The sequence below is a fragment of the Pseudomonas sp. genome (assembly GCF_036387035.1).
GTDB lineage: Bacteria > Pseudomonadota > Gammaproteobacteria > Pseudomonadales > Pseudomonadaceae > Aquipseudomonas.
This window is the reverse complement of record NZ_DASVUM010000075.1, coordinates 47856-54308: the sequence shown is the minus strand read 5'-3', so window position 1 is coordinate 54308 and position 6453 is coordinate 47856. Positions and strand designations below refer to the sequence as shown.

General features: G+C 57.7%; 6 protein-coding genes. All 6 read right to left on the bottom strand.

The window, feature by feature from the left end:
• Positions 1 to 139 precede the first annotated feature (139 nt).
• Positions 140 to 760 carry a protein-methionine-sulfoxide reductase heme-binding subunit MsrQ gene (msrQ, locus tag VF672_RS06890; RefSeq protein ID WP_331102968.1) on the bottom strand — a complete coding sequence of 207 codons (621 nt, stop codon included), beginning with the start codon at positions 758 to 760 and terminating at the stop codon, positions 140 to 142.
• The gene (msrP, locus tag VF672_RS06885; RefSeq protein WP_331102962.1) at positions 760 to 1773 is read right to left on the bottom strand and encodes a protein-methionine-sulfoxide reductase catalytic subunit MsrP; all 1014 of its coding nucleotides are present in this window, start codon (positions 1771 to 1773) and stop codon (positions 760 to 762) included. Before msrP ends, msrQ begins: the two co-directional genes overlap by 1 nt.
• A 71-nt stretch (positions 1774 to 1844) precedes the next feature.
• Positions 1845 to 2693, bottom strand: coding sequence for a CDP-diacylglycerol--serine O-phosphatidyltransferase (gene pssA / locus VF672_RS06880; protein ID WP_331102960.1), 849 nt, complete (start codon positions 2691 to 2693; stop codon positions 1845 to 1847).
• 147 nt (positions 2694 to 2840) lie between these two features.
• A complete protein-coding gene (gene ilvC, locus VF672_RS06875) occupies positions 2841 to 3857 on the bottom strand; it encodes a ketol-acid reductoisomerase (RefSeq protein WP_331102958.1) in 1017 nt (338 codons plus the stop codon).
• Positions 3858 to 3903: 46 nt separating this feature from the next.
• The gene (ilvN, locus tag VF672_RS06870; protein ID WP_093469284.1) at positions 3904 to 4395 is read right to left on the bottom strand and encodes an acetolactate synthase small subunit; all 492 of its coding nucleotides are present in this window, start codon (positions 4393 to 4395) and stop codon (positions 3904 to 3906) included.
• A 2-nt stretch (positions 4396 to 4397) separates the two neighbouring features.
• The gene (locus VF672_RS06865) at positions 4398 to 6122 is read right to left on the bottom strand and encodes an acetolactate synthase 3 large subunit (RefSeq protein WP_331102953.1); all 1725 of its coding nucleotides are present in this window, start codon (positions 6120 to 6122) and stop codon (positions 4398 to 4400) included.
• Between the last annotated feature and the right edge of the window lie 331 nt (positions 6123 to 6453).

Here is a 6453-nt window from a genome sequence, read left to right as displayed (position 1 = left end):
GTCGATTCAAGCATCTGAATCGAAGCATTCCTCGCTGCTTACTTCGTCCAACTCTTTGATTATCAAGGAGTTTTCCGTTTCGTCTGCGCCGGAAGTGGGGCGAATTATAGACAGATCCAGAGGGGCGTCAAGCACTTATTTAAACTTTTGTGGCGACGCAGCTGTTCTTAATGCGGCGACGCTGGATACGCCCAGCAATTACAGGGATTCTAAGCAACATGAGGAGAACGCCGATCGTTGCATATATAGCCCACTCCCTCAGATCAGCCCGCACAATCCACAACATATGCAGCAAACCCAGACCCAGAATCAGGTAACTGAGGCGATGAAGCTTCTTCCAGCGCGCCCCCAGCCGGCGCTGGCTATAGCGATTGGACGTAACCGCCAGCGACAACAGACCGAGAAAACCCAGCGCGCCGACAATAATGTAGGGCCGCTTTACCAGCTCAACGCCCAACTGCGCCCAGTCAAAGCCCAGGATGAAGAAGCCATAGCCCAACATGTGCAGCGACACATAGGTAAAGCACCACAGCCCCAACTGCCGGCGAACCGCAATCCACCCGGGCCAGCCCGTCGTACGCTGCAACGGGGTCATCGCCAATGTGATCAAAAGCAATACGAGGGTACCCAGTCCAAGGCGATCTACCAGCACCTTGCCGGGATCAGGCCCCAAGGCGAAGATCCACGCCTGATAGAGCCAGAAGATCGGCACCAATGCCGCAGCCACAAAGACCGACACTCGCCAAGGCATGAAACGCATCAATAGTTTTTCCGTAGGTCCAGGCCTGAATAGAGAGAAGCAACCTGCTCCCCATACCCGTTGAACATCTCGGTCTGGCGAATATTGGGGCTGAAAAGCCCGCTGGGCAGACGCCGCTCGTGGGCCTGGGTCCAACGAGGGTGGTCAACAGTCGGGTTCACATTGGCATAAAAGCCGTACTCGCTCGCCGCGATGCTCTGCCATGTCGTCTTCGGCTGTTCGCTTGTAAGGCTGATGCGCACGATGGACTTCACGCTTTTGAACCCGTATTTCCAAGGCACCACCAGACGTAGCGGCGCGCCATTCTGATTGGGCAACTCTCGTCCATACATGCCCACCGCCAGAATCGCGAGCGGATTCATCGCCTCATCCAGGCGCAGCCCTTCCACGTAGGGCCAATCAATCAATGCGAAGCCGGAGCGCTGGCCAGGCATGGTCTTGGGATCCTGCAGCGTCTCGAAGCGGATGTATTTAGCATTGGCGGTGGGTTCGACCTGCTTGAGCAGCTCGGAGATCGGGAAACCCAACCACGGGATGACCATGGACCACGCTTCTACGCAGCGCAGACGGTAGATACGCTCTTCCAGCTGATAAGGCTTCATGAAATCTTCGAGCGTATAGCGGCCAGGCTTGGCGACCTCTCCATCAATGACAACGCTCCAGGGCTCGGTCTTCAAGGAGCCGGCGTTTTGCGCAGGATCACCCTTGTCCGTCCCGAATTCGTAGAAATTGTTGTAGTGGGTCGCGTCCTTGAACGGCGTGATCGTCTCGTCCTTGACGGTGACGGCTTGCCACTTCGTCGCGGCCAACTTGCCCTTGAACCAGTCCGGGGCAGCGCCGGCTTCAACATCGGCGTAGCGCGACGCTTCCTCGGCTTGCGCCCAACCAGGCACCGCACTGACGGCAAGCCCTGCAAGCGTGCTGCCGAGCAATGCTCGACGCGAGAGGTAGATGGATTCGGGGGTGACATCCGATTCTTTGCAGTCGGATGTGGAAGGGATCTGTATCAGCATGATGACTCCGCAGTTATAGAGAACTGAAGCATCTATAGCTGCGGAGTATGCGGGAAATGCAGCTCGACTAACTACCTCTGGCGACGCAGCCGCAGCAGGTATTGGATCGGACCGGACGCCGCGTAACCGAGGAATATCAGCAGCAGGATGCGCGGCGGATCACTGAACACCACGGCGAACACCAGGACCACCGCCAGAATGGCAACAAACGGCACGCGTCCCTTGAGGTCCAGCTCCTTGAAGCTGTTATATTTGATGTTGCTCACCATCAGCATCCCGGCGGCCGCGACCAGCAGCGCGACCAGAAAAGACAGCTTCGAGCCCTGTATGCCGTAATCGCTGAATGCCCATACGGTGCCCGCCACAACGCCCGCGGCGGCAGGACTTGCCAGGCCGATGAAGTAACGCTTGTCCGCCTTGCCGACTTGGGTATTAAAGCGCGCCAGACGCAACGCTGCGCCCGCGACATAGATGAAGGCGACCATCCAGCCGACCTTGCCCATGTCACCCAGTGCCCAGCCAAACGCCAACAACGCAGGCGCCACACCAAAAGCGACCATGTCGGACAGCGAGTCATACTCCGCGCCGAACGCGCTTTGAGTGTTGGTCATCCGCGCGACACGGCCATCCAGACCATCCAGCACCATGGCAACAAAGATGGCGATGGCGGAGAACGCAAAGTATTTGCTCGCGCTCAACTGATCACCGGCACTCAACGCGCTTTGCGCACTCATGGCGCTGATGATGGCGTAGAAGCCGGCAAACAGATTCGCGGTGGTGAACAAATTGGGCAGCAGGTAAATGCCGCGATGACGGACCTTGCGCCCTTCAGCGTCATGGCCCTCTTCAATGTGTTCATCAATCGGTAGCAGGCTTTCGGCGTCAGAAGCCTTGTTCGGCTCTTCGGGACGTTCGCTCATGGACAATACCTTGCAGCTGAAGAATTTCGACAAATGCTTGCGACCGCTAGGCCGTCAAACGATGCAGCTTTATACCAGATGAGTCTCCATAACGAAAAACGCGACCCGAGGGCCGCGTTTTTTCATGCAAGAAACCGATATGGAATCTTAGTTCTTGGCTTGGTCGACAATCTTGTTCTTCGCGATCCAAGGCATCATCGAACGCAGTTGCTCGCCGATGACTTCCAGGCCGTGCGCTTTGTTGTTACGGCGCTTGGCGGTCATCGAAGGGTAGCCACTGGCGCCCTCGGCGATGAACATCTTGGCGTATTCGCCGTCCTGGATGCGCTTCAGAGCGTTGCGCATCGCCTGACGGGATTCGGCGTTGATGACTTCAGGGCCGGTCACGTACTCGCCGTACTCGGCGTTGTTCGAGATCGAGTAGTTCATGTTGGCGATACCGCCTTCGTACATGAGGTCAACGATCAGCTTCAGCTCGTGCAAGCACTCGAAGTAGGCCATTTCCGGCGCATAACCGGCTTCAACCAGGGTCTCGAAACCGGCTTTGACCAGTTCAACGGTACCGCCGCACAGAACGGCTTGCTCGCCGAACAAGTCAGTTTCGGTCTCGTCCTTGAACGTGGTTTCGATGATGCCGGTACGGCCACCGCCGACGCCCGAGGCATACGACAGAGCGACGTTCTTGGCGCTGCCCGAAGCGTCCTGGTAGACGGCGATCAGGTCAGGAATGCCGCCGCCTTTGACGAACTCGGTACGTACGGTATGGCCCGGTGCTTTCGGCGCGATCATGATCACGTCGAGGTCGGCACGGGGAACAACCTGGTTGTAGTGAATCGCGAAACCGTGGGAGAAGGCCAGTGTTGCGCCCTTCTTGATGTTCGGTTCGATTTCGTTCTTGTACAGCTGGGACTGGAATTCGTCCGGGGTCAGAATCATGACCAGATCGGCAGCGGCAACGGCGGACGCCACGTCGGTCACTTTCAGCCCATGAGCTTCAGCTTTGGCGACAGTGGCCGAACCTTTGCGCAGGCCAACGGTGACATCAACGCCGGAATCTTTCAGGTTGCACGCTTGAGCGTGGCCCTGAGAGCCGTAACCGATGATGGCCACTTTTTTGCCCTGGATGATCGAAAGGTCGCAGTCTTTGTCGTAATAAACTTTCATGGAATTCCCCTGATAACTTGGCCGCAAGGCCATTTGCAAAATGAGATTAGATGCTCAGCACTTTGTCGCCACGGGCGATGCCCGTCACGCCGCTGCGAACGGTTTCCAGAATGGCAGTGGTGCCAATCGCCTGGATGAAGCTGTCCAGCTTGTCGCTCGTCCCGGTTAACTGCACGGTATAAACGCTGCTGGAAACATCGACGATCTGGCCGCGGAAGATGTCGGTGGTACGCTTGATCTCGGCACGTTGTGCGCCGGTGGCTTTCACCTTGATCAGCATCAGCTCGCGCTCGATGTGGGCGCTCTCCGACAGATCGACCAGCTTGACCACCTCTACCAGTTTGTTGAGGTTTTTGGTGATTTGCTCGATCACTTCATCATGGCCAACCGTGGTCAGCGTCAGACGTGACAAGGTCGGGTCCTCGGTAGGCGCCACCGTCAGGCTCTCAATGTTGTAGTTGCGCTGCGAAAACAGGCCTACCACACGAGACAGCGCACCCGGTTCGTTTTCCAGCAATAGCGAAATGATGTGCCGCATGGTTATGTCCGCTCCGTCTTGCTCAGCCACATGTCACGCATGGCGCCGTCTCTGATCTGCATCGGATAAACATGCTCGCCGACGTCCACCTTGATATCGAGGAACACCAGGCGATCTTTCATGGCGAAAGCCTCTTCCATCTTCGGCTTCAGGTCCTTGAGGTCGGTGATGCGCATACCGACATGACCATAAGCCTCGACCAGCTTCACGAAGTCAGGCAGCGATTCCATGTAGGAATGCGAGTGACGGCCGCTGTAGCTCATGTCCTGCCACTGACGGACCATGCCGAGCACGCCGTTGTTGAGCAGGATGATCTTGACCGGCAGGTTGTACTGCAGGCAGGTGGACAGCTCCTGAATGTTCATCTGAATGCTGCCTTCGCCGGTGACACAGGCGACGTTGTCATTCGGAAAACTCAGCGCTACGCCCATCGCGGCAGGCAGACCAAAGCCCATGGTGCCCAGGCCGCCGGAGTTGATCCAGCGGTTGGGCTTATTGAAGCGGTAGTACTGAGCCGCGAACATCTGGTGCTGACCGACATCGGAAGTGACGTAGGCATCGCCATTGGTCACTTCGCACAGTGTCTCGATCACCGTCTGCGGCTTGATGACGCTTCCGTCGCCACGGTTGTAGGGGAACAGGTCCCCACCGCCACGCCATTCTTCGATCTGCTTCCACCATGTTGCGACCGAGTCCTTGTTAGGGGTTTCGGCGAGCTCCTTGAGGGTTGCAACCATCTCGGTCAGTACGCTCTCCACCGGACCGACGATCGGCACGTCGGCCTTGATGGTTTTCGAGATCGAAGCCGGATCGATGTCGACATGAATGATTTTGGCGTTCGGGCAGAACTTGGCCGGGCCGTTGATCACGCGGTCGTCGAAACGCGCTCCCACGGCAAGAATCACATCCGCATGGTGCATGGCAAGGTTGGCGGTGTAGCTGCCGTGCATGCCCAACATGCCGACGAACTGGCGATCAGTCCCTGGATAGGCACCCAGGCCCATCAGCGTGTTAGTCACCGGCGCGTTCAACTGCTGCGCCAGTTCCGTCAGCTGCGCCGAACCGTTGCCCATGATCACGCCGCCACCTGCGTAGATGACCGGGCGCTTGGCCGCGACCAGCATTTCCACGGCCTTGCGGATCTGGCCGGAGTGGCCACGAACCGCCGGGCTGTAGGAACGCAGCTTGGCTTTCTTGGGGAAGACGTATTCGAATTTTTCGGCCGGGTTGGTCATGTCTTTCGGAATGTCGACGACGACAGGACCAGGACGACCGGACTGAGCGAGATAGAACGCCTTTTTCAGGACGTCCGGGATTTCTGACGGGTGCTTGATCATGAAGCTGTGCTTCACGATCGGCCGGGAGATACCGATCATGTCGGTTTCCTGAAACGCGTCGGTCCCGACCATGTTGCTCGGGACCTGGCCGGACAGCACCACCATCGGGATCGAGTCCATGTAGGCGGTAGCGATACCGGTGATGGCGTTGGTTGCGCCGGGGCCTGAAGTCACCAGAACAACGCCTGCCTTGCCGGTGGCACGAGCGTAACCGTCAGCCATGTGAGTCGCAGCCTGTTCGTGACGAACGAGGATGTGGCTCACAGCCGGTTCTTTGAACAGCGCGTCGTATATATGCAGGAGGGCACCGCCGGGGTACCCGTAGATATGCTCAACGCCTTCGTCACGCAAAAAGCGGACGACCATTTCAGCGCCAGATAAAAGCTCCACGTTGTTCACCTCTAAAACGCCAGAATACCGTCCACACAAGCGAGGAGACGGGTCTTAATAGGTTTACTGCAAAGCAGAGCATGAGCGACGGTGGTCGCCGACTACGTCAGCACTGACTGAGCAAGTATTGGGATCGCCCCTTAAGTGTTTCGGGGTCTTCCCACCCAGCGCGAGGTAACGCGTTGCGGGTGTTTCGGGTCGGCGCGGGTGTGCGCCTCATGATCTACCGAGACGGTCTGCTTCTGGCAGTCCCTCTACAGCGAGCTTTTGATTGTTCGGATTCGCCCCCCGCAAGTCAAGTCATCGATGCGCTTTCTTCGTCCGTCACCGG

Excerpts from the sequence above, each read along its gene's own strand:
- ilvN (WP_093469284.1), bottom strand. The coding sequence starts at position 4,395 with ATGCGGCACATCATTTCGCTATTGCTGGAAAACGAACCGGGTGCGCTG.
- msrQ (WP_331102968.1), bottom strand. The coding sequence starts at position 760 with ATGCGTTTCATGCCTTGGCGAGTGTCGGTCTTTGTGGCTGCGGCATTG.
- msrP (WP_331102962.1), bottom strand. The coding sequence starts at position 1,773 with ATGCTGATACAGATCCCTTCCACATCCGACTGCAAAGAATCGGATGTC.
- ilvC (WP_331102958.1), bottom strand. The coding sequence starts at position 3,857 with ATGAAAGTTTATTACGACAAAGACTGCGACCTTTCGATCATCCAGGGC.
- pssA (WP_331102960.1), bottom strand. The coding sequence starts at position 2,693 with ATGAGCGAACGTCCCGAAGAGCCGAACAAGGCTTCTGACGCCGAAAGC.